The sequence below is a fragment of the Bradyrhizobium sp. HKCCYLRH2060 genome (genome assembly GCF_051168135.1).
GTDB lineage: Bacteria > Pseudomonadota > Alphaproteobacteria > Rhizobiales > Xanthobacteraceae > Bradyrhizobium.
Genome location: NZ_JBNPUK010000001.1, coordinates 121,253 through 145,405 on the forward strand (window position 1 = coordinate 121,253; position 24,153 = coordinate 145,405).

Annotated in this window: 8 protein-coding genes and 1 pseudogene; 5 read left to right on the forward strand and 4 right to left on the reverse strand. The window is 61.8% G+C overall.

What is annotated here, in order from left to right; all coding sequences use genetic code 11:
- The first annotated feature begins 42 nt into the window (after positions 1-42).
- Both ACQR10_RS00535 and ACQR10_RS00540 read left to right on the forward strand, forming a co-directional pair.
- Positions 43-1,284 carry a DUF763 domain-containing protein gene (locus tag ACQR10_RS00535; RefSeq protein WP_316179328.1) on the forward strand — a complete coding sequence of 414 codons (1,242 nt, stop codon included), beginning with the start codon at positions 43-45 and terminating at the stop codon, positions 1,282-1,284.
- A 4-nt stretch (positions 1,285-1,288) separates the two neighbouring features.
- A complete protein-coding gene (locus tag ACQR10_RS00540; protein ID WP_316215242.1) occupies positions 1,289-1,750 on the forward strand; it encodes an NUDIX domain-containing protein in 462 nt (153 codons plus the stop codon).
- Between the two features lie 23 nt (positions 1,751-1,773).
- On the opposite strand, the gene ACQR10_RS00545 is transcribed toward ACQR10_RS00540, so the two are convergent.
- From ACQR10_RS00545 to ACQR10_RS00555, 3 genes and pseudogenes are all read right to left on the reverse strand, one after another.
- Positions 1,774-3,471 carry a methyl-accepting chemotaxis protein gene (locus ACQR10_RS00545; protein WP_316215243.1) on the reverse strand — a complete coding sequence of 566 codons (1,698 nt, stop codon included), beginning with the start codon at positions 3,469-3,471 and terminating at the stop codon, positions 1,774-1,776.
- 844 nt (positions 3,472-4,315) lie between these two features.
- On the reverse strand, positions 4,316-5,521 hold the full coding sequence (locus ACQR10_RS00550; protein WP_316215244.1) for an MFS transporter: 1,206 nt from the start codon (positions 5,519-5,521) through the stop codon (positions 4,316-4,318).
- A 104-nt stretch (positions 5,522-5,625) separates the two neighbouring features.
- Positions 5,626-5,903 (reverse strand): annotated as a pseudogene (locus ACQR10_RS00555) (MFS transporter); the annotation flags it as partial.
- 209 nt (positions 5,904-6,112) lie between these two features.
- Between ACQR10_RS00555 and ACQR10_RS00560 the strand changes: the two are divergent.
- The 3 genes from ACQR10_RS00560 to ACQR10_RS00570 all read left to right on the forward strand — a co-directional run bounded on the left by ACQR10_RS00560 (position 6,113) and on the right by ACQR10_RS00570 (position 9,943).
- Positions 6,113-7,309: an FAD-binding domain gene (locus ACQR10_RS00560; protein ID WP_316215245.1), complete on the forward strand. Its 1,197-nt coding sequence runs from the start codon at positions 6,113-6,115 to the stop codon at positions 7,307-7,309.
- On the forward strand, positions 7,276-9,264 hold the full coding sequence (locus ACQR10_RS00565; protein ID WP_316215246.1) for a chloride channel protein: 1,989 nt from the start codon (positions 7,276-7,278) through the stop codon (positions 9,262-9,264). Before ACQR10_RS00560 ends, ACQR10_RS00565 begins: the two co-directional genes overlap by 34 nt.
- A 445-nt stretch (positions 9,265-9,709) precedes the next feature.
- Positions 9,710-9,943: a hypothetical protein gene (locus ACQR10_RS00570; protein WP_316215247.1), complete on the forward strand. Its 234-nt coding sequence runs from the start codon at positions 9,710-9,712 to the stop codon at positions 9,941-9,943.
- Positions 9,944-10,717: 774 nt separating this feature from the next.
- Here the strand turns inward: ACQR10_RS00570 and ACQR10_RS00575 are convergent.
- Positions 10,718-23,707 carry an FG-GAP-like repeat-containing protein gene (locus tag ACQR10_RS00575; RefSeq protein ID WP_316215248.1) on the reverse strand — a complete coding sequence of 4,330 codons (12,990 nt, stop codon included), beginning with the start codon at positions 23,705-23,707 and terminating at the stop codon, positions 10,718-10,720.
- Positions 23,708-24,153: the final 446 nt, after the last annotated feature.

Here is a 24,153-nt window from a genome sequence, read left to right on the forward strand (position 1 = left end):
TTCTGTTAGATTGGTGCGACACGCCTCCTCTGCAAGGTTCCGATGGCCCGACGTACCGGCAGCGCCGATCTTCCGCTCCATTCCGGACGCGTGCCGGCCTGGCTCGGCATGCGCATGGCCTCGCTTGGCGCCATCATCACCCAGGCGATCGTGCATCATTACGGCCGCGACGAATTCCTGGCGCGGATGTCGCATCCGTTCTGGTTCCAGTCGTTCGGCGCCGTGATGGGCATGGACTGGCATTCCTCCGGCATCACCACCAGCGTGATCGGCGCGCTGAAGCGCGGACTGAAGCCGCTGTCCGGCGAGCTCGGCATCTACGTCTGCGGCGGCCGCGGCGAACACTCGCGCAAGACGCCCGACGAGCTGCGCCTGCTCAGCGACCGGCTCGGCCTCGACGGCGAGGAGCTGGTGCGGACCAGCAAGCTGGTCGCCAAGGTCGACAGCGCCGCGGTGCAGGACGGCTTCGACCTCTATCTGCACGGCTTCTTCGTCACTGCGGACGGCAAATGGACCGTGGTGCAGCAGGGCATGAATGGCGGCACCCGCCAGGCCCGGCGCTACCATTGGCACTCGCGCGAGCTTGCGAGCTTCGTCGACGCGCCACACAGCGCCATCGATGGTCCCGTCCAGGGCGAGATCGTCAACCTCACCGACAAGCGCGCCGCGCCGTCGCGCAACGCCCAGCTCGAACTGCTCACCGAGCTTGGCCCCGACCGCGTCGTCACCGAGTTCGAACGGCTGAGCACGCCGGAGCCGGCGCAGGGCGTCCTGCCGCATCTGGTCATGCCTGCGCATCACGACGTCAGGCCGAAGGACGTGTTCGCCCGCCGACTGCACGGCACGCTCGCGGCCGCAGCCGAGCGCGGTCCGGTCGACTTTCCCGACCTGCTGCTGACGCCGGGCGTCGGCGCCCGCACCGTGCGCTCGCTCGCCATGGTCGCCGAGGTCGTGCACGGCGCGCCCTATCGATTCAGCGATCCGGCGCGGTTCTCGCTGGCGCATGGCGGTAAGGATCGTCATCCCTATCCGGTGCCGATCAAGGTCTATGACGAGACCATCCGCGTGCTCAAATCCGCCGTCGGCAACGCCAGGCTCGGCCGCGACGAGGCGCTGTCGGCGCTGAAGCGGCTCGACGACCAGGCGCGCCGGCTTGAGCGCAGCGCGACCGGCCCCTCGCTCGACGCCTTCATCGCCACCGAGCGCGCCGCCTCGCCCGAGCTCGACGGCCGCTCGGTGTTCGGCTGGGAGCGCGACCTCATCCAGCGCACCGGCGAGGCGTAGCGGCATGCCGGCGCGCAGCGCGGGCGTGCTCGCGTTTCGCAGGACCGCCGACCGATTGGAAGTACTGCTGGTGCATCCCGGCGGACCGTTCTGGCGCAACAAGGATGCGGGCGCCTGGTCGATCCCGAAGGGCGAGTTCGGCGCCGACGAGGCGGCCGAGGCGGTGGCGCGGCGCGAATTCGCCGAGGAGCTTGGCACCGCGCTGACGGTGCCGCTCGTCCCGCTCGGCGAGATCAAGCAGCGCGGCGGCAAGGTGGTCGAGGCATTCGCCGCCGAGACCGATCTCGATGCCGGCGGCATCACCAGCAACGCATTCGAGCTCGAATGGCCGCCGCGCAGCGGCCGTCTCCAGCGTTTTCCCGAGGTCGACCGCGCCGCCTGGTTCGACCTCGCCGAGGCGAGGGTCCGGATCAATCCGGCCCAGGCCGCACTGCTCGACCGTCTCGTGGCGATCGGCGGAGGGTGAGCTGTCACCATCCGCCGCCGGCGTCACGCCGCGCGGACGTTGCCGAGGAATCGTCCGGTCTGGGTCTTGAGCTGATCCGACTGACTGCCGAGCTGGGAGGCTGCGCTCAGCACCTGCGCCGCCGCGGCGCCGACCTGGCCGGATGCCTCGCGCACGCCGACGATGTGCTGCATGACGCCCTGGGTGCCCTGCGCCGCCTGCTGCACGCTGCGGGCGATTTCCTTGGTCGCCGCGCCCTGCTCCTCGACCGCGGCCGCGATCGCGTCGGTGATCTCGTTCATCTGGCCGATGGTCGCGCCGATCTCGCGGATGGCGTTGACGGTGGAGCCGGTGGCGTCGCGGATGGCTTCGATCTGGCTGGTGATCTCCTCGGTCGCCTTGGCGGTCTGCGCCGACAGCGCCTTGACCTCGTTGGCGACCACCGCGAAGCCCTTGCCGGCCTCGCCGGCACGGGCCGATTCGATGGTGGCGTTCAGCGCCAGCAGGTTGGTCTGGCCGGCGATGGTCTGGATCAGCGCCATGACCTCGCCGATCTTCTGCGACGCGTGGACCAGCCGGTCGACCATCGCCTCCGTCCGCGTCGCCTGCCCGACCGCGTTCTGGGCGATCGACGACGACTGCGTGACCTGCTTGGCGATCTCCTGGATCGATGACGACAGTTGCTCGGCGGAGGCCGACACCGTCTGCACGTTCTTGGCGGTCTGCTCGGCGGCCGCGGCCACCTTCGCGCTCTGGTCGGTGGTGCCGGAGACGATGCTCGACATCGACTGTGCCGAGGTCTGCAGCTCGCCGGCGGCGGTCGCGGTGGTCTGGATCACGCCCCCGATCGAGCGTTCGAACTCGTCGGCGATCCGCACCAGCACCGTACGGCGCTCCTCGGCGGCCTGCTGCTTGGACTGCTCCTGCTCGGCCCGGAGCCGCTCGCTCTCAGCGAGATGCTCCTTGAAGATCTGCAGGCTGCGCGCCATGCGGCCGATCTCGTTCCGGCGATCGGTGAACGGCACCTCGAAGCTCAGATTGCCCTTGCTCAGCTCGTCCATCACGGCGCAGGTGCGGTCGAGCGGAACGACGACGCTGCGTCCGAGCCAGAAGGCGACGATCGCGGCGACCAGCAGACCGGCAAGCGCGCCGAAGCCGGCCCACATCGCGCGCTGATAGACGACCGCATCGACGTCGTCGACATACACGCCGGCCTGGATCGCCAGCATCTTTTCGCCGCTGCCATAGGCGCCGACATAGGACATCTTCGGCAGCTCGGTCGTGCCCCCGGCACGCGGCACCTTGTACTCGACGAATCCACCGCCGGCGCGCGCCATGCGGACGATGTCCTGGATCAGGAGCTTGCCGGTGGAATCCTTGAAGTCCCAGCGGTTGACGTTGATGTATTTCGGGTTGGCGTGGACATAGGTCACGCCCGCATCCGACGATCCGGTTCCGTAGACGCCGAGATAGTCGTTGTATTGTCCCCAGCGCATGGCGCCGATCGCGGCGTAGGCCTGCTGCCGCGCCTGCTCCGGCGCCATCTTGCCGGCTGTCGCCGCGGCGTCATAATAGCTCAGCACCTTGACGGCGGACTCGACGAGGTTGCGGACCATGGTCTGCCGCTCCTCGAGAACGGTTCCGCGCAGCATCATGATCTGCATGGCGGAGACGGCGAACAGTGCGATCGACATCACGGCGATGATCGCCGCGAGACGCTGATAGACAGTCAGGTGTCGCATTTTCTGGTTCTCGTTGCGTGGACTGTATGCACGATACCAACCGTACATTAATGGTTTGCTATCCGTGCCGCCCGAACACCGGCGAACTAATTAGTTTTTGGACGAGTCATGTCCACTCACGCGAACCCATGCCAGAGAACAACCAACGCGACCTGGGGTGGCGATCGCTCGAATTAACATGCGATATCAGAGGTATCGTCCAAGGGGACGGCCGGTTCCCTGCCAGTTCCGATGGGTCAGGTGTCGAGTTCCCACGGAGTTTCGTCGTCGCGACGCGTCGGGCGCCCGAGCTTTGTGCAGCGAAGCCCTCACGTCATCGAGGGCGCAGGGAAGACCAGGCATCGGCTGATTCCTGCGGCCCCCGTGCGGAAAGAATGCACGGGGCAGGAACCACAGGTTCAGCCGGATTTGCCCGGCCTTCCCTGCGCAATGGTGTTACGGCTGCTTCGCACTCTCCCCGGGGACCGGCGTTCTTGCCCCCGTTTGCGACGACGCGCCGAAGGCACGCCACGCAGGCATCAGCGTCGGGATGCCAGGACCATGCGACTTGACCGTCCGCGCCGGCGCCGCTCGTCAGTCGGCGCCTGCCCGTCCATCACATCCGACCCCAACGCTGCTGACGATGCGCAGCGCCCCTCGTCGATGAGGCGGGACGGCGATAGAGAACCACAAATTCCGATAAAACGAAAGAGCAAAATTTGCGCAGACGGGCGCGGCCGCGGCGATGTCGTTGACGCAACGAACGAACTTCGTGTTTTGGCGCAGGACGGATGCGGCCTGTCCCGCGGCCCGGCGCTCCCGGCCGAGCCCGTGGCCGGCCCGACGGGGGACTCGGTCGAACGCCTCAGGACGAGACCACCGCGCGCATCGGACGGCGCCGCCGCAGCAGCAGCAGGATGACCACGGCCGCGCATGAGCAGGCCAGGCTCAGCGCCAGCGGCGCGTTGCTGCCGTAGCGGGTCAGGAGTTCGACAAGGATGGGCGCCGACACCGCGGACAATAGGTTGAGCGGCAGTCCGATCTGGGCGGACGCCTTGGCGAACGCCGCCTTGTCGTAGAACACCAGCGGCATGGTGGCCCGCGCCACGGCGAGCGCGCCGCTGCCGAGGCCGTAGATCAGGATGAAGCCGCCGATCGCGCCGTGCGACCCGTCGCTCAGCATCAGCAGCAGCATCGCCACCGGCAGCGCCAGGCCGGCGACGATCGCGGTGGTGATGCCGTCCCAGCGGCCGCCGCCGAGAAAATCGATGGCGCGGGCGCTGATCTGGATCACGCCCAGCATCGAGCCGAACCCGACCGCCTCGGCCGCCGAGAGGCCTTCGGCCTTCAGCAGTTCGATCAGAACCGCTCCCATCCCGAACGCGACGAAGGCGTTGAGGCCGGAGGCGCCGACCAGCAGATAGAACGTGCCGCGCGACGGTGGCGATGCGGGAGCCGGCGTCGCCGCATCCGATGCCGGCGGCAGATGATCGCGGACGCGCCGCGGCAGCAGGAACACGAACAGCGGCAGCGAGATCAAGAGCAGCAGGCCGGCATAGACGAGACAGGTGCTGCGCCAGCCGATATGTGCCGAGAGCGCCGAGGTGACCGGCCAGAAGATGCTGCTCGACAGGCCCGTGACCAGCATCAGCGCCCCGATGGCGCTGCGCGCACGCAGGCCGGCGATCTCGTTGAGCACGATGTAGGAGGCGGTCGAGAGCGTGGCGCTGCCGGCGATGCCGAGCAGCAGCCACGCCGCATAATAGGTCAGCGGCCCCTGCGCGGCCGACAGCAGCGCATAGCCGGGTGCGGCCAGCACCGTGCCAGCGATCATGACGCGTCGGCCGCCCTGCTTCACGAACGGCCGCGCCAGCAGCGGCGAGCACAGCCCCATCGACATGTACAGCACGGTCGTGCTGGCGAAGATCGCCGTGAGGTCCATCTCCAGATCCGCCGCCATGGCCCGGCCGATCACCGCTGGCAGGCTGAGCGTGCCCCAGGCGATGAGCTGCGTGACGGCGAGGACGATCAGGACGCGCAGGAGGGAGGGATCGGCGATGACGGGGGGCATTTCTGGGCGAGGGCACTACAGGAGAGGGCGCGCGACACGCGCCACAGTGCTGGTTTTAGAGCATTCGAGCCGCACGAGCCCCGCTGTTTCGGAATTGCGTCCCGTCACCGATGAGGGGGCTCGGACCACGTGCCGGCCATGACGTGCGCCGGTCGCCGCCGGCGAAGCAGCAACAGCATGAGCGGGGCGACGGAGGAGCAAGCGAAGGTCACCCCGGCGACGCGTTGCCGCCATAGCTGGTGAGCAGCGCAGCCAGGACAGGCGCCCAGACGGCCGACAGCAGATTGAGCGGCAACGCGATCTGCGCCGACGCTTTGGCAGACGCCGCCTTGTCGTAGAACACGAGCGGCATGGTCGCCCGTGCCACCGCCAGCGCGCCGCTGCTGCTCCATCTCGATGATCCATCGAAGAACAGAGCCAGGAGCGGCCAACCACACCAAGCTCCGCTGTACTGCGTACGATAGCGTACCGACTATTCCACTTTGCATCCTATAAGCGCTGTTGCTGATAGCCTGTAAAATTTGTCCATGCGTTACCAACGTGCAACAGGACGCTCGATCAGCGAAGTTGGTCCACCTCATGAGAACCGCCTTGATTTCCGGCGCCGGGATCGCGGGGCCTGCGCTCGCATATTGGTTGAAGGCGGCCGATTTCGAGCCGACGCTCGTTGAGCGGGCCCCGGCCTTGCGCCAAGGTGGCTATGTCATCGACTTTTGGGGGCTTGGCTATGATCTCGCGGAGCGCATGGGTCTGCTCGGCGACATCAATCGCGTCGGTTATCATATGCGGGAGATGCGCATTGTAGACGGCGGGGGCCGGTCCGTTGCCGGATTCGGCGCAGCGATATTCTCGGAATTGACTGCCGGGCGCTATGTGACGCTCCAACGAAGCGACCTTTCCCGGCTGCTGTTTGAGAGATCACAGGGACAGGTCGAAAGCATCTTCGGCGATACGATCGTCGCCTTGGAAGAGCAGGCGGATTGCGTCCGGGTCCGGTTCGAGCGCGAGCGTGAACGACGATTCGATCTCGTGATTGGCGCGGACGGATTGCATTCGCGTACGCGCGCACTCGCCTTCGGACCGCAATCCAGGTTCGAAAAGCACCTGGGCCATGCCGTCGCGGCGTTCGAGGCGCGCGGCTATCGCCCTCGCGACGAGGATATTTATCTGATGTACGGACGACCGGGCCGGATGCTCGGTCGTTTCACGTTGCGCGACGATCGCACGCTGTTTCTGTTTGTTTTCCTTTCGACGAGAGAGGAGTTGCCCACCACGATGGATGCCCAGAAGGCGCTCCTCGACGACCTCTATCGGCACGATGGCTGGGAATGCTGCAAGATTCTGGCCGAACTCGAGCAAACTGAGTCGCTCTATTTCGACAGCGTCAGTCAGATCCGGATGCAAAACTGGTCCCACGGCCGCATCGCGCTGGTGGGAGACGCGGCATTCTGCGTCTCGCTGCTGGCCGGGCAGGGCTCGGCGCTGGCAATGATCTCGGCTTACGTCCTTGCCGGTGAACTCGCAGCTGCAGACGGGCAGTATCAACTCGCATTTCGGAGATACGAAACATTGTTGCGAAGCTACATCAATGCCAAGCAGCGCGGGGCCGAGCGCTTTGCCGGTGCTTTTGCACCGAAGACAGAGTTCGGGCTGCGATTCCGCAACTTGGTGGTCAAAGCGTTTGCTCTTCCCGGCCTGGCCAGGCTCGCTATCGGGCGCGACATCACAGATTCCTTGGAACTTCCGCAGTATAGTTGGCCATTGTTCAGCAGAAGGGCGATCGATTAGCACTTGCCCTGACGCTGCACTCTGCGTCAAAGCCGTCCAAGTCCCTGTTGCCCAGTGCGGACGGCGTCCGGAACGCTTTTCTGGCCGACCAGTCCGTATCTTGCGATCCCCACCTTGAGCCATTTCGTGTGACCCGGATGCCCACAGGACTGACTTCCGACAATATCAAAGCGATCGCAGCCGGCGGCCGCAAATCGCTGCTGGAGGAACGGCGGGTGAGCCTGCTAGTTCTTTGTGGCCTCGCCTTGGTTATCGGGGTGATGACTGGACTAGGCGCGGTTGTGTTCCGCGCCCTGATCGGCTTCGTGCACAACGTCTCTTACAATGGCAGACTCAGTTTCGTTTACGACGCCAATATCAGCGAGGGTCCCAGCCGCTTTGGCGACTTCGTTCTGTTGTCCCCGATGGTCGGGGGCCTGATTGTCGTTTTTCTCGTGAGGCGCTTTGCTCCCGAAGCAAAGGGACACGGCGTCCCCGAAGTGATGGATGCGATCTTCTACAAGCGCGGCAATATCCGCGGCACGGTCGCCGTGATCAAGGCGCTGGCCTCCGCAATATCGATCGGTAGCGGCGCCGCCGTCGGGCGCGAGGGGCCGATCATCCAGATCGGCTCGGCGCTTGGTTCGGCCTTCTCTCAATTCATCGGACTCTCCACGCGGCAGAAGATAACGCTGTTGTCCGCGGGCGCCGGCGCGGGCATCGCCGCAACGTTCAACACGCCGCTTGGCGGTGTGCTGTTCGCCCTCGAAATTCTCCTGCCGGAAGTGTCGAACCGCACCTTCCTTCCCGTCGTCGTGGCGACGGGCGCTGCGACGACGATCGGGCGAATTCTCATCGGCCCGGACCCGGCCTTTGCGGTGCCGGACGTTCAATTTCCCATGGTTGCGTCGTTCAATCCGCAGGAGGCGGTTGCGTTCGTCCTGCTTGGAGTGCTGTGCGGCGCAGCAGCCTGGTCGTTCATTCGGCTGCTCGTTTTCATGGAGGATGGATTTTCGAAACTGTCCGGAAACGAGTACGTCCAAAACATCGTGGGCATGGCTGTGATCGGCCTGATGATGGTGGGACTCAGTCACGCGTTCGGCCATTCCTACGTCGATGGGGTTGGCTATTCGGTCATTCAGGACATCCTAGACCACCAGATGACCGCGACGGGTCTTCTTGCGCTGCTATTCGCGCTGAAGCTGCTCGCCACCACCGTCAGCCTTGGCTGCGGGGCCTCAGGCGGGATCTTCTCTCCCTCGCTCTATCTTGGCGCCACTCTTGGCGCGGCATTTGCGACCGGGACCAGTTCGATCTTGCCTCATTCCGGGCTGACGCCGTCCTCGGCCGCTATCGTTGGAATGGCGGCCATGGTCGGCGCGGGAACCGGCGGTGTGATGACGGCCATCGTCATGGTGTTCGAGATGACGCGTGACTACGCGATCATTGTGCCGGTGATCGTCGCGGTGGCGCTGGCTGCCGGCGTAAGGCGCGCGCTCGTCAATGAGACGATCTACACGGTCAAGCTGCGTCATCGCGGCCACCGTATCCCCAAGGAGCGGCATATCAATCTTTACCTGGTTAAGCAGGCGCAAGACATCATGGAGCGTCGCTTTATCGTAGCCAGGGCCGGCACAACGCTGAAGCAAGCCTTGCCCGCGGAAGATACCGATGACGCTCGAGCCATCGTCGTCGAGCGGGATGGCCGGATCGTGGGGCTAATTCCGCCGCGTTCGGGTCTGTGGATGGAATCTCAAACCAACCCTGACCTGTTTGTCGAAACCTTTGCCGAACGGCGGATGGTCATTTGTCGCGATCAGGACCTCCTGAGCCTGGTGTTTGCGAGACTCAAGCGCCACGGCGCCGGTGCCGCCATCGTCTTCCAGGGCGGCTCCCGCCCGCGGGTGAATGACATCGTCGGCATCGTCACCAAGCGTACGATTGCTGACGCGGTCATCGACAGCTACGAGGACTGATCCGCGCGGGGATCTGAAGCACGGCGGCCGCCGCGCCGTTTCGCTCGACGTCGTGCTGCCGCAGGCCCGCCACGTCCAAAGTCCGTACGATAGCGTACGACTCCTCGCGCTGGTTGTCTTCAAAGTCGCCCCAAGGAGGAGGGAAGTGAATGTTGTGGGAACGGGGGATGATTCGTGGACACTTCAAGAGAAATTGCGTTGCGATTGCCGCAGGCATATTGCGAGTCATGTACGATGAGGACCCCTCACGTCCACGAACGGTTAGCCATCAACGGAACTCAAGTTGCACGTTCGGTCTGTTTCGCATGCAAGAGCGAGCGGCCAAAGGAACAACCGCAACAGCCGCGGTCGTAGCTCGCAACTGCACAAATAGGCCAGCACCGATCATTTCGGCGTGCGGCATGAGCAGGAGTCGCCAAGCCGACCGTCATACGGAGAAGCGCTCATGACCGCGAATGTTTTCGACGAGCACGAAGGCCGCGTGAGGTTCATCACTGCGATTGCCATGGAGGTGAAAGCCCTTACTCTGAGCGAATCCAGAGATGAGATGGTCTCGATGATCGATCCAGGCGCCGAAAAGTTGGTTTATGCCAAGGCTTACCAAGCCTGGGCTGATTGCAAGATCGAAGGGACGGCAGACGACATATTTGAGGCAGTCCAGGAAGTGCTGGACGGCTGAAGATGCGCCGTGGTGAGCGAAATACCATGAAGGCTGCCATCCCCGGCTTGGAAATAGAGAGCGCACCACCGCAAGCCTGCGTAGGCCCCGGAATGGCACCTACAAATTGACTCCCTGCCGGCTGTCGCCATCAACACCGCGCCCTTCGGCCAAGACCTCTCTTAGCCTGATCGAGCATGGCGAAGTTCACTCCTCGATTTCCCCCGCCGACGACTGCCAAACGGCTGGCCGCACGGTCACTCCAACAAGGTTGCGCCGGTCGATCCGACCCATTGGCAACCTTGGGGGAAGACCGTCTGGATCGAGGAAGCAAACAGGGAAGTTGAGCCTTCCGTTGAGGACGGGAATTGGCTCGCCCCAAGCCGAACGTTCGAGTTCCGCCATGCAACGAGTGGACGCCGCCTATCGAAGGCCCGCCACAGCGCAGTTTGGCGTAGAAAATCGTGCAGCTGGCGGAGAGAGTGTCCGTCAATCCCCTTTGAGGAATAAGGATCTTCGCCGGTCCGTATCAGGTTAGCTACGGTGCGTCCTACGAGTTCCTCTGGAACCGTGGATTGGAGGCCGACGCAGTTGCGCGGCTACGCCGGCTGATGGTTACCGATCCCTTGCTGATCTAAGCCTGACCGACGAGCCCGCTCTCGGGCCACCACTGCGCGAGCCCAAGAACCCAGGCAAGATCCCGATTGTTGGAAGACCGGGATCTTGCGATTTTTCGTGGCTGGATTGACTGCGATGACGCCGATTGACCTCCGCAGGCTTGAACTCCTCCCGGGCCTAGACCTGACCGCGCCAAGCAGCCGCCAAGCTCGACTGGACCGTGGCAGCATCGGCAATCTGAGCCCCCGATGGATTATCGAACGCGGCGGATGGGCCTGACATCGTCGCCATAGCTTGGATCAGCCGAGCAAGCGTTCCCTCAACTCCAAAGTCTTGAGACACTGTTCCAGTCATCTGCGCTCCGATCGAGGCAGAGGGGCCAGCCACGGCACCAATCGGAGGGTCGACGACCAACGTCCCGCCGGCTCCGTCGCTTATCAAGTTGAACGCGGAGCTCGTATAGTCGCCGATCAGCGATAGCTGTGCCACATGCCCGATTCCGTCACTGACGGTCAGGATTCCGCCGGCTGAGTTTCCGTTGTACGTCTCGGTGGCCGAACTGAACGCCATGTCGCGCAGATCGATAGCGTTGGAATGCGCCAACGTTCCGTCGCCGCTAAAGCCTAGAATTTGCCCGGTGAACTGGTCCGAATGATCAAGGATCAACCTGCCAGACGCTGCTTTGAACGCAACGGTGCTGGAGTCGCCACCAGAGAGCTCCAGGGATGCTCCAGGATCGATCACGGCCGCCTGAATCACCTGGGGCAGCGAAATATACTGATAAGTGCTGGCCTCAATCACCGAGTTCGCCGTTCCCAGCACTCCGTCCTGGTTGATATCTTGCCTGAACACCAGCTCGAACGACTCGATCTCCGGGTTCGATCCAGAGAGGAAACTATTGCCATTGAGCATCGACACATAGTTGCCGCCGCTGTCCACATACCAAGCTCCGTAAGTGCCGGCACTGCTGTCCTTCCACAGAACCTCATAGCCTCCTACGACGGCGACGGCACCTATCGCAGAGACGTTGGCTCCGAATTGGCCAAGTGAAACGGCCGCGCCCTGGTAGCGAAGAGTGATGCCGCTCGGGTTCGTCCCTGCAGCCGTCAGGTTGTAGAGCCCGTATCCGTTCCCAAGCTGGGCCAAGACGACATCGCCAGTCCACAGCGACTTGGCAGGGTCGAGCCCGACAATGCCGTCGCCATTGATGTCCTGCTGGAGGGTCACCTCGAAGCTTTCGAGCAGCGGATCCTTGGGTTGAGCAATCGGCAACAGGCCGCCGACATAGTTGCCGTTCGAGTCCACGCTCCAGATGTCATAGATCCCCGCGTTCGCGTTCTTCCAAACCACGTCATAGCCGCCGGCGACCGCCTCGGCTCCGACCAATGTCCAGCCCTGCCCTGCGAAGTAGCTCAGGCTGGCGGCCGTTCCCGAGAATTGAAGCACCTGGGTTGCGCTCGTGGCGTTGGATTTGAGCAGCACGTTGTCGCCGACCTGGACGAGGCTCGTTGCACCTTGTGCTTCGATCACAGACCCTGTTGCGCCAATCGCACCATCGCCGTTGAGATCTTGCTGGAAGGTTGTTTCAGCCGACTTGATCGCAATACTGCTCGGAGCTGCCGAGACCAGCGATCCGGCGTAACTGCCATTGCTGTCGACATCCCAGATATTGATGAGACCTGCTCCGGCATTCTTCCAAGCAACCTTGTACCCGCCGGCGACCGCCTCGGCACCGATCAGCGCCCAGCCTTGACCAGCAAAGTAGCTGGCGCTGGCTGGCGCTCCGGAGAACTGCAATTCGCGAGCGGCGTCGATAGCGTTGGACTGGATGACGTAATTGTCGCCAACCTGTACCACCTTTGTTGAGCCGAGAGCCTCTATTGTTGTGCCGACCGGACCAATTGTACCGTCCCCGTTGAGGTCCTGATGGAAGACCGGTTCATATTGCTCCAGGGCGGCATTACTGGGAGCCACCGCCGGAATGGGATTGCTGACATAGTTGCCGCTACCGTCGACGGCCCAGATCGTCATCACCCCCGCGCCGGCGTTTCGCCAGGCGACGAGATACCCGCCGTTCACCGCTTCCGCTCCGGTCACGCTCCACCCCTGACCGGTCATGTTGCTCGCACTCACTGCGGAGCCTGAGTAAAACAGCTCGCGTGCCACGTCGCCGGATGGGGAGGTCAGGACATAATTATCGCCAACCTGCACCAACCTTGTTGACCCGATCGCCTCGATCGTCGTCCCTATCGGACCAACTGTACCATCTCCGTTAAGATCCTGATGGAAGACCGGTTCATATTGCTCCAGGGCGACATTACTGGGAGCCACCGCCGGAATGGGATTGCTGACATAGTTGCCGCTACCGTCAACACTCCAGATGGTCATCACCCCCGCGACGGCGTTTCGCCACGCGACGAGATACCCGCCGGTTACCGCCTCGGCTCCGATAACGCTCCAGCCCTGGCCGGTCATATTGCTCGCACTCACCGCGGAGCCCGAGTAAACCAGCTCGCGTGCCACGTCGCCGGACGGGGAGGTGAGGACATAATTATCGCCGACCTGCACCAGCTTGGTTGACCCGACGGACTCGATCGTCGTCCCCACCGCACCGATCGCACCATCTCCGTTAAAGTCCTGGTGAAAAACCGGCTCGTACTGCTCGATGGCGGCATTGCTGGGAGCTGCTGATGCCAGACCGCTGACGTAGTTGCCGGCGCCGTCGACTTTCCAGATGTTGACGAGCCCGGCGCCAGCGTTTCGCCAGGCCACCTCATATCCGCCCGTGATCGCCTCGGCACCGACGATCGCCCAGCCTTGACTGGTGAAGTAGCTCGCACTGGCCGCGGAACCCGAGAAGATGAGCTCGCGTGCCACATCACCCGACAGCGACGTCAGGACGTAATTGTCGCCAACCTGTACCAACTTGGTCGAGCCGAGGGCCTCGACTGTCGTCCCCACCGGACCGATCGTACCATCGCCATTGAGATCCTGATTAAACACAGACTCGTACGGCTCGACCGCGGCATTGCTGGGAGCCGCCGATGCCAGACCAGCGACGTAGTTGCCACTGCTATCGACGCTCCAGATGTTGATCAGCCCGGCGCCCACATTTCGCCAGGCGACCTCGTACCCCCCTGCGATCGCCTCGGCGCCGACGATAGTCCAGCCCTGGCCAGCGAAGTAGCTTGCGCTCGCCGGAGAGCCTGAGAATTTTAGAATATTTGGCGATGCTCCGGAGTTCGACTCGAGGATGAAGTTGTCACCGACCTTCAACAGCGCCGTTGATCCCAGCGCCTCGACGGTGGTTGCGACTGGCCCGACACGGCCGTCGCCATCGATATCCTGGTTGAAAAGCTTTTCGTATTCCTGAACCAGAGGATTGGTGGGAGCCAAGGCTGCGCTCCCGGTCAACGTCGATACATAGTTGCCGCCACCATCCACGGACCAGACCTCATAGGCTCCGGTGTCCGTATGCTTCCAAAGGACGTCGTAGCCGCCAGCGACCTTTGCGACATTTGTCGGCGCGACGGCACCGAACTGATCGGACGTGACCGCGTTGCCTTGATAGCGCAGCAGAAGTCCGTTGAAGTTCGCATCGTCGAGGAAGAATAGATTTCCAACTTGCGCCAGAAGCGTGGACCCATTCGCGCGGATGGTCTGAGACGGCTGTGAGATCTGCCCGTCGCCATTGAGATCCTGACGAAGGACCAGCTCTAGCTGTTGCAGCTCACGACTGGTCCCTGCGACCCAGCCAGGCGTGAGCTGGGACACATAGTTTCCAGAGCCGTCCACCAGCCACCCGTTATACTGCCCGGTGCTGAGATCCTTCCAGACGACGTCATAACCGCCGCTGACAGCGGTCGCCCCGATCGGATTTACGGTCGCGCCAAATTGGCCGACCGAGACCGCGGCACCCTGATACTTAAGCTCCGGTCCATTGCCGCGATCATACAAGAAGTAGTGGGTTCCCACCTGCGTCAGACTGGTGGCCCCATCCGTCTGAATAACGGTAAGTGCGTTCGCAACAACATTAGCGGTACCGATGCCGGATGCGACGCCTGTCCCCGAGCCACTCAGATCCCAAACGGAGGTTGTACCATTAGTGACCCAAACAAGATCCGCGCGGCCATCGCCCGTAACATCCCCCACGCTGGCAAGCGTCCATTCCGCCCCCATCTGCCCGGTGACCTGGAGCTCTTGGACAATCTGCCCCCCCTTCATCTCCCAGATCTTGACGTTATTAGACGGATCGACCCACACAATATCGTCACTGCCGTCCTTGTTGATGTCGCCAATTCCAGCAACACGCCAGGTCGGAAGCATCTGGCCGATCGATTTCACCGATGTGACAGCGGCCCCGTTCATCGACCAAGTCGAAACGGCTCCCGATGTACCAACCCAGAGAATGTCGTTCTTCCCGCTTCCTTCAAAATTACCGACGCCGGCGAAACTCCACTCGGCCCCCATTTGGCCACTCGACACGACGGCATTTCCGAGCGTCGCGCCGTTCATGAACCAAAGCTCGACCTGGTTCGAGGTATTGACCCACAGAAGGTCGGCATTGCCGTCTCGATTGAAATCACCAAGGCCCTTGAGCGTCCATTCAGCCCCCATCTTGCCGCTCGGCGTGGCGAACGTCGCCAACGACGTCCCGTTCATCTCCCAGATGGCGACGCTACCTGCGCTCGTCCAAACAATGTCTGCCTTGCCGTCGTGATTGAAGTCGCCATTGGCAGCAAGAGGTGTCCACTCCGCGCCCATGTGCCCCTGAGTCGCGCCTGAACTGACAAGAGATCCGTTGCCCATGGTCCAGAGGGAGGCGTTTCCAACTCCGTTCTGGACCCAGAGAAGATCAGCGGTGCCGTCACCGGTATAGTCGGCGGCCTGCAGGAGACGCCACTCGGACCCCATGCTTCCAGACTGCGCCGGCAACTTCACGCTGACCGCCGATACCGGGATCGCCTGCGCAAGCAACTGCGACGTTTCACCTGCAACATCACTCAACGACGGGGAGCCTGACTGCCAGATCAGGTTAGCCGGAAGAGTCCAGGATGACGCGCTGTAGATGATTCCCCGCGCGTAGTCCCATACGCTTCCCAACTCTTGAAGAAAGCCTGTGGGATCGAGCGTGCCCTGCCAAATGTAGGTCCAGTTTCCGTAGTTGTCCGAATAACCGACCCAAGATGATCCGGCTTTCCAGGTTGAACCAGAAGTCGCCGTAATTTGACCATACATCGAATATATCGGCGCACCGACCGGCGTCACGCTATTTATCTGAGTGCCGCCATCGCTGGCAGGGCTCCCATAGTTATTAGTCCACCCCGATCCGTTGTCGTAGGTCCCCTGCTGGTACGTTAGCGCTCCTTGAGCGTTATATGTGTTGGTTACGGTTGAGAAGTCAGCAACATTCTGCGGATCATAGAAGACGCGCGTACCCGTTCCATTATCATTCAGCGTGTAGGCGCTTAATACTTCCCCGGCTGCATCATACGTTGCCGAACGCATCGACCACGCCTGATCTCCCACCGTATCATAGATGGTTGCCGTCGACCTTCCATCCCTATATTTGACGGCCTGAGCCTTTAGGCTTCCATTGGCTGCGTATGTAGTCGAGACGGAGCTCCAATTCTGTGTACCGCTCTCGTCCCATACCGTTAAGGTTTCTGTCCCGTCCTGGTAATTCTTGACGCGCGCGACTTTCTCGGCTCCGTTCGCGCTCGTCTCCGCCACAGCCTTTGATTTGACTGCGCCAGTCGAATCGAATTCGGCGGTCGTCGTAACGACACTACCGTCGATACGCGTCACCTCAGTTGCCACCGAGTCGAACCAACCCGAATTCGTGCTGTCCGTCTTGATGGTCTTGGTCAGTCCGTCCGCACTGATCGATGTCACGACATGCTTCGTGACATGCGTAGTCGGATCTACGGATGTCGCATCTGTCACCGAGCTTCCGTCGATTCTCCGAACGGTGGTCGCATGTCCGTTGAAGTTGTTGGTTCCGGTCGTGTCTTCGTCGACGGTCTTGGTCAAGCCGTCGGCGCTCACCGAAGTCCTGGTCTGACTCACGAGATTGTTGGCCGAATCTCGGTTCTGGACGAGCGTGACCGAACTCCCGTCCACATTGATTGTGGTCTGCTCCGTTCGATCCATATAGGAGTGGCCGGGCGTCTGCTCCTGCAGAGTCTTCGATCTGCCATCCGCGCTCGTCGTCGTGACGCCCTGTTGATACAGGGTATTGTCGCTGTTGCGATCCGTCACGATTTCGGTCGCGCTTCCGTCCGCGTTCTTGACAATCACATCAGTCCGGGTCCGGTCCACGACGCCCGAGCCGGTGAACTGCCAGCGGGTGGTTGTCGTCAGACCATCGGCGCTGACATCGATGATGGTGCGGTCAAGGATCGCACCGGACGAGCTGAGATCCGTGATCAATTTGTTCACGCTCCCGTCGACCGCCGTCGTGTCAGTCTCCGCCTGATCGACGACCCCGTCGCCGTCGACGTCTCGCAGCGTCGTGACGGCGCGGTGATCTGCGCTCGTGGTCTTGATCGAGCGGTCGATCAGATTGCCATGACCGTCCTTCTCCGTGACGGTTTCAATGCTGCTACCGTCGGCGTTGCTGACGGCGATGATCGACCGCGTCTTATCGACGACGCCATCGGCATCGGTATCGTAGGAAATCGTCTGCTGGTGCCCGTTCGCGCTCGTCGTCGTAACGACGACGGATTCGCCCGATGCGGTCACCGTTTCCGTAGTGCTGCCATCGGTGTTGAGGACAGTGACATCAGACAGCGTCTGGCTCCCAGTTGCCCCGGCGGATATCCACTGCGTGGTTTTTGACAGGCCGTTGGCGCTCGTCGTTTCGACGAAGCTTCCCACAAGCGCGCCATGAACATCAAAAGTGGAGGTTGTCTGGACCCGGCTGCCATCTGCATTCAGAGCGGCGACATTGCTTTGCGTCTCATCCACTGTTCCGTCGCCATTGAGGTCCCATTGGGTCAGCTTGCTCAGCCCGTTGGCGCTCGATGACGTGATGACGCGATCCTTCAAGGTCGCGCCCGAGAAGTTGCTCGTGGTTTCCGTTTTGCTGCCGTCTGCGTTCAGGACCGTAACATAAGTCGTGGTTTGGTCGAATGAATTGGTCCCGGACGAGTCTCGCTGAGTGGTAACCGAAAGTCCGTTTGCGCTGGTCGTGATAACCGCGCGATCTTTCAACAGATTGTTGGATTTGAAGTCGGCGACCGTCGAGACGGTGCTCCCATCGGCATTGACGACCGTCGTCACGGATTGATCGGTCACTCCGTCGCCGTCGACATCTCGGCTGACCGACTTTGTTCGTCCGTCCGAACTGACCGTCGTGATAATCTTGTGGCGAGGCACGCCGGTCCCGGTCGTATCGGTCACCGTTTCCGTGCTGCTGCCGTCGGCACCCAACACCGTTACATCGGTCTCGATCAGGCTGACGCTTCCTGACCCTGTCACGTCCTCCTGTGTCGTCTTGGACAGGCCGTTGGCACTCGTCGTGATGACCGCCCTGTCAATCAGGCCGCCGCTGGCGTTCAGATTGGTGATGGTCTCGGTCCGGCTGCCGTCGGCATTCAGCACCGTGACATCGGTCCTAGTCTTGTCGACGATCCCATCGCCGTTGCTGTCGTACTGCGATGCTACAGACAGACCACTGGCGCTGGTCGTCACGGTCAAGCGGTCCTTTAGCACGCCATTGGCCGCGTAATCCGACAAGGTCTTGACCACGGCGCCGTTCGCCGCGCGGAGATCGACCTCGGTCTGGTCCGCCCTGCCATCACCGTCGGTATCGAACGATGTCGTGACCGAACTCCCGTCTGCGGACGTGGTCACCACCCTCTTGTCGAGCAGCGCGCCGCTCGCGCTGAAGTCGCTCACGGTCTCGGTCCTGCTGCCGTCGGCGTTCAGCACCGTGACATCCGTGCGGGTTTGGTCGAAGATTCCGGATCCCGCCCCATCCGTCTTGGTCGTGACGGACAATCCGCTCGCGCTCTTGGTCACCATCGCCTTGTCCAGCAGCGTTCCGTTTGCCGCGAAATCGGCTATCGTCTCCGTGGTGCTGCCATCGGCGTTCAACGTGACGACATCAGTACGCCGCCGGTCGAAGGCCCCGCTTCCCGTGCTGTCCTGCTGGGTGGTCGTCGACAGGCCGTTCGCGCTCTTCGTGACGACGGTCTTGTCAATGAGTGTGCCGTTCGCACTGAAATCGCTGACCGTCTCCGTCCTGCTGCCGTCGTCGTTCAAGACCGTGACATCGGTGCGGCTCTGGTTGAATGTGCCCGTACCGGTCGAGTCCTGCTGCGTGGTCACCGACAGGCCGTTCGCACTCGTTGTCACCACTGTTCGATCGAGCAGCGCACCCGTCGCAGCGTAGTCGGCAACGGTCGCTGTCGAGCTGCCGTCGGCATTCAGAACCTTCGTGACCGTCTGGTCGACATGGCCGTCACCGTCCGCATCGATCTGCTGGGAGATCGTGCGCCGATCCGAGCTCGTGGTCGTCACCATTTTGGCACGCAACGAGCTGTTGCCATTCGCTGTCGTCACGGTCTCCGTGCTGCTGCCGTCCGCTCCCACCACCGTGACATCAGCCTCGGTGCGAAGGAAAGAGCCCGCCCCCGTCGGATCGGACTGCGTAGTCTTGGACAAGCCGTCGGCACTGATCGTGATGACGGCGCGATCGAGCAAGGTGCCGCTGGCGCTGAAGTCGGCAATCGTCTCGGTGCTGCCCCCTCCGGCGTTGAGCACCGTCACGTCGGTGCGGGTACGATCCGTGGGTCCATCGCCGTCCACATCGGCCAGCGTGGTGACCGACCGGCCAACCGCGCTCGTCGTCGTCACCGTCCGAGACCGCAGAGAGCCGTCATGATTGTACAATGACGCCGTATCGACGCTCGCCCCGCTCGCGTTCAGGGCAACTGTCTCAACCGAATCCCATCGTCCGTCGTTGTTGGCATCAAACGATGTCGTGACCGAACTGCCGTCGGCGGACGTGGTCACCACCCGCTTGTCGAGCAGCGCGCCGCTCGCGCTGAAGTCGCTCACGGTCTCGGTCCTGCTGCCGTCGGCGTTCAGCACCGTGACATCCATGCGGCTTTGGTCGAAGATTCCGGATCCCGCCCTATCCGTCTTGGTCGTGACGGACAATCCGCTCGCGCTCTTGGTCACCACCGCCTTGTCCAGCAGCGTTCCGTTTGCCGTGAAATCGGCGATCGTCTCCGTGGTGCTGCCATCGGCGTTCAACGTGACGACATCAGTACGCCGCCGGTCGAAGGTCCCGCTTCCCGTGCTGTCCTGCTGGGTGGTCGTCGACAGACCGTTCGCGCTCTTTGTGACGACGGTCTTGTCAATGAGTGTGCCGTTCGCACTGAAGTCGCTGACCGTCTCCGTCCTGCTGCCGTCGCTGTTCAAGACCGTGACGTCGGTGCGGCTCTGGTTGAATGCGCCCGTACCGGTCGAGTCCTTCTGCGTGGTCACCGACAGGCCGTTCGCACTCGTTGTCACCACTGTTCGATCGAGCAGCGCACCCGTCGCAGCGTAGTCGGCAACGGTCGCTGTCGAGCTGCCGTCGGCATTCAAAACCTTGGTGACCGTCTGGTCGACATGGCCGTCACCGTCCGCATCGATCTGCTGGGAGATTGTGCGCCGATCCGAGCTCGTGGCCGTCACCGTCTTGGCGCGCAACGAGCCGTTGCCATTCGTCGTCGTCACGGTCTCCGTGCTGCTGCCGTCTGCCCCCACCACCGTGACATCAGCAACGGTGCGAAGGAAAGAGCCCGCCCCCGTCGGATCGGACTGCGTAGTCTTCGACAGGCCGTCGGCACTGATCGTGATGACGGTGCGATCGAGCAAAGTGCCATTGGCGCTGAAGTCGGCAATCGTCTCGGTGCTGCCCCCTCCGGGGTTGAGCACCGCCACGTCGGTCCGAGTGCGGTCTGTGGTTCCATCTCCGTCCACATCGGCCAGCGTGGTGACAGATCGGCCATCTGCGCTCGTCGTCGTCACCGTCCGAGACCGCAGAGAGCCGTCATGATTGTACGATGACGCTGTATCGACGCTCGCCCCACTCGCGTTCAGGACAACAGCCTCAACCGCGTCCCAAGCACCGTCGCCATTGGTGTCGGCCTGGGCGGTGAACGTCTTGCTATCCTGGCTACGGGTCGTCACAGTCTTGGCGCGCAGGGAGCTGTCCGCACTTCGGCTGGTCACAGTCTCCGTGCGGCTGCCGTCGTTATTGACGACGGTGACATCCATCGTCGTCTTTTCGAACACCCCATTGCCATCGGCATCGGTCTGAGTGACCTTGGACAGACCGTCCGCGCTCTGCGTCGTCAGAACCTGGTCTCGCAGCGAGCCATTTCCGTTCGATTCACGCTGGGTCGAAACGGTGCTCCCATCCGCGTTCACGACGATGGCATCGAGCCTTACAAGGTCAAACGTTCCATCGCCGTCAGCATCGATCTGTTTCGTCTTGGTTCGGTGGTCAGAGCTCGTGAGCGTGACGGTCTGCTGGCGCAGCGATCCATCGGTATTGCTGTCCGTAACCGTCTCAGTTCTGCTCCGGTCGGAACCTATCACCGTAACATCAGTCTCGATCAGATCAAAGACGCCGCTTCCCGCGGAATCGACCCGCACCGTTTTCGAAAGGCCGTCGGCACTCGTTGTCGAAACGGTCTTCGCTCGGACGGATCCGTCCGCGTTGAGGTTCGAGACCGTGACGGTGAGATCACCGGCGGCATTCCAGACGTCACTTTCGATCTGATCGAACGTCCCGCTCCCAGTCGTGTCCCGGTCGATCGTGATCGTTTTGAGATCAGCGCTCGTTGTCGTGATCGTTCTGCTCAGGACATGAGGACTGGCTCCCTGGAAATTGGTAACCGTCAGTGTCGTGCTGCCGTCTGCATTGCGAGCCGTCGCATCGGTCTCGGTTCCATCAACGACACCGTCACCGTTGTGGTCATGACGGATCGTGACCGACGTTCCATCGGCGCTGGTCGTGCTGATGGTCTCCTGCGCCAACGCGCCGGCAGTACTGTAGGCTTTGTTGTCAATCGTCGTCGAGCCATCGGCACCTGCAGTCACCGTCTTGACGACCCGGTAGCCGGTCGCATCGTACGCAAAGGTCACATCGGCGGCTGTACCCGTGGTACCGTCCGCCCTCGTGTAGGTGGTCGTGCCGTTGATCGACGAGCCGTCAGACAGCTGCCGCTTTTGATTGTTGGCAGTGAGATCGATCGAGGCGATCCCGAGTTGCTGCAAGGTCTCGAGCTGCGTCGTGCCGTCGGCGTTCGTGACCAGGACCTTGAACTTGGTCCAGTCGGCATCTCCGGCATTGAGCTTGCCATCGTGGTTCGTGTCGAACACGTCGAGCAGCGCCTCCATGTCGGAGGTCGCCGTTGGATCCCACAGCGTGAAGTTGACCTGGTTGGCCTGGTCGATCACGCCATTGCCGTTGAGGTCGAGCACCAGGACGCCATTGCCTGCACCGGCCCAGGCCGTCGCATGCTGATAACCGTCGCCGGCCATGTTGAAATACTGATTCGACGCCCCGCGCGGCGTGACATGGATGCCCTGCCCGGTCAGATCGAGAACGACGGGATAACCGCCGCTTGGCCACCCAGAACCGCCGGTGCCCGGCCATCCAGAGCCACCGCCCGTACCGGGCCAACCCGAACCGCCTCCGGTGCCGGGCCATCCGGACCCGCCGCCTCCCGGCCATCCCGATGCACCGCCACCAGGCCAATCGAAGCCACCCCAGCCACCCGCACCACCTAAATCGATAGGAGCCGCCTCTTGCCAGTCGACGATGTCTGGAGCCCTGCCATCAAGGCCATTGTCGAACGTCAACCGAGTCGAGGTCTCCCAAGGATCGATCTGGGATGAATTCGAAATGCCGTCGTAATACTGGGCGATTACGTCGTTGACGCTTTGGATATCGTTTATTGCGCCTTGCAACTCCTGTTCGAGCTGGCTGTCGGCGAATTCTGATAGTTTCTCGTTGCCTTGCAACTTTGGAATATCAGCCAAGTCGGCATCGCTGACCACATTATTTGCATACCGGTTAACACTGTCTGCGGTCCTATTGGTTTCGCCATACGGCTGAACGTAGTTGAACAGGCTGGCCGCAGTAGTTGGATCCATGAGATACTGATTGGCGATACCAAGGGCACCATTGTAACCAATCGCACCGAGACCATCGTTTGAGCCGTACATGTACTGCTCAGCAACGCCGAAAGCGCTTCGGTCAAATCCCCAGCTTCCACTGGCACCGGCTCCGCCAAATGCGCCACCTCCTCCCGGACTCCCAACTTCACCAGATGACGACAGCGATAGACCCGTGTCTGTCTCGAAGGAAGACGGACGCAGCCATGTGGCAGCGGCTAATTGGTTGATAGAGTCAATTCTGTCGGCTTCTTGCTGAATCGCCGCGCCAATGTTGTAAGTGGGCACAAGGCCGGACGAAACAACAGCACCAACCTGCCAGCTATCGCTCGGAAACCAGACGACCTCGGGATGAAACAGCAGCTGTCGATCTAGCATCAACCCTGTCTCAACGGAGCCATCGGGCGCCGTCTTGATAGGCAATCCTGCAGCACCTATGCTGAAAACATTTCCATTGAAGTCAGTGACGGGTCCGGGTGGGATGTCTTTTCCAAAATCGTCTACGACTCTGATCTGATATTCACCTGTTGGCGCGGTCATAAGACGGATCGGATTTCCGTCTTCCGTAAATCCAACTGGAAATGGCTCACCATGAAGCGGAACTGAGTAGCCGCCTCCGGCCTGAGGTGAGCCAATGCCGATAAAGCCACCTCCACTTTCCGGAATGTTACCGCCAACGACAACAACTGCGCCGGCCATCCAGCCGCCTTCGTTGGCAAACTCGCTGGGCGGAATAGTATGAGTGAATCCTGCAGCGAACGAGAAGGGCGTCGCGCTCCAACCCCCACCACCGCCAACAAAAAGGCCGCCGTCAGAGGTAATAGTGACTGAACCGCCAATTTGATTAAATGGCCACGGCAACCACGGTATCGATCCCGAAGCGGTTATCAGGAAGCCGGTAATGGGGGCTTGAGGCGTCCCGTTTGGATTATACAGCGTCTGGCCGTCAGCGGACAATACAAGATCACCATTCTCGGTAGCCATTTCGCTCCTCCTTGCCCCTACCTCAAATACAATCGCAAATGCTAGATCACTGCAGAAACTTCTCGTGCCAAGCCAAGTAGATGAGTATTAGTGAGACCGCACAGGCGCAGGATGCCTGAATCATCCCTGAATAACTGCGAGACTTGTCGCTGATTCCCAGAAAGTAACCACATAGAGCGCTGATGAATCCGAAGCCCAAAGTCGCAAAATATCCATCGGTGCTGGCCACGTACTCGAAGTAAGTGACGTATACGGTATCTCTGCTATGCTTGACCTTAATTAGGTACGTGAACCCTAGCTCTGGTTGAGGAATAGCTGGCCGACTAGACGAGTTTAGCTTTACCGCCAAGACGAAGCAAAATAGATATCCGCCCACGGCAGCTCCCATACAAAACAGAACCAGTCTCTCGTACCAACGCCAGCTCACGACTCCGCTTTCCATTCTC

Excerpts from the sequence above, each read along its gene's own strand:
- ACQR10_RS00545 (WP_316215243.1), bottom strand. The coding sequence starts at position 3,471 with ATGCGACACCTGACTGTCTATCAGCGTCTCGCGGCGATCATCGCCGTG.
- ACQR10_RS00540 (WP_316215242.1), top strand. The coding sequence starts at position 1,289 with ATGCCGGCGCGCAGCGCGGGCGTGCTCGCGTTTCGCAGGACCGCCGAC.
- ACQR10_RS00575 (WP_316215248.1), bottom strand. The coding sequence starts at position 23,707 with ATGGCTACCGAGAATGGTGATCTTGTATTGTCCGCTGACGGCCAGACG.
- ACQR10_RS00550 (WP_316215244.1), bottom strand. The coding sequence starts at position 5,521 with ATGCCCCCCGTCATCGCCGATCCCTCCCTCCTGCGCGTCCTGATCGTC.
- ACQR10_RS00535 (WP_316179328.1), top strand. The coding sequence starts at position 43 with ATGGCCCGACGTACCGGCAGCGCCGATCTTCCGCTCCATTCCGGACGC.
- ACQR10_RS00570 (WP_316215247.1), top strand. The coding sequence starts at position 9,710 with ATGACCGCGAATGTTTTCGACGAGCACGAAGGCCGCGTGAGGTTCATC.